We start from the raw sequence: 540 nt of genomic DNA, 5'->3' as shown, positions 1-540 counted from the left end.
GTGTCGAGCCAGCGATCGATCGTGTCGAAGAGGGCCTGTTCCTCGTCGGCGGGCAGGGGGGCGTTGCGCATCGGCCGGCTCAATAGTTGGCGGCGTCGTCGACGCCGTGGCCGCGCTTAGGGACCAGCATCGAGCGGACGAAGTCGCAGACGGCGACGCCGTCCTGGTTGCGGCCGATCGTCTTGACCGTGACGATGCCGTCTCCCGGCCGGCTCGCGGATTCGCGCTTCTCGAGCACTTCGGTCTCCGCATAGAGCGTGTCGCCGCAGAACACCGGCGCGGTCAGGCGGATCTCCTTCCAGCCGAGATTGGCTTTGGCCTTTTGCGAGACGTCGGAGACACTCATGCCGACCACGATCGACAAGGTGAGAGGGCTGGCGACGAGGGGGCGGCCGAATTCCGAATGGGCTGCGTATTCGCGGTCGAAATGCAGCGGATGGGTGTTCATCGTGAGCAGCGAGAACCAGGTGTTGTCGGTCTCGCTGATGGTGCGGCCCGGCCGGTGCTCGTAGACATCGCCGATCGCGAACTCTTCGTAAT

General features: G+C 65.0%; 1 protein-coding gene. It reads right to left on the bottom strand.

What is annotated here, in order from left to right; all coding sequences use genetic code 11:
• Positions 1–79: 79 nt before the first annotated feature.
• Positions 80–540, bottom strand: a 461-nt coding sequence (locus tag AC805_RS24850) for a MaoC family dehydratase (protein ID WP_072143656.1), incomplete at its 5' end; no start/stop codon positions are given.

The organism is Pseudanabaena sp. 'Roaring Creek', from assembly GCF_001402795.1.
Classification (GTDB): Bacteria; Cyanobacteriota; Cyanobacteriia; order Pseudanabaenales; family Pseudanabaenaceae; genus Pseudanabaena.
The sequence above is the reverse complement of the archived record's forward strand: the minus strand, read 5'-3'. Positions and strand labels throughout refer to the sequence as shown.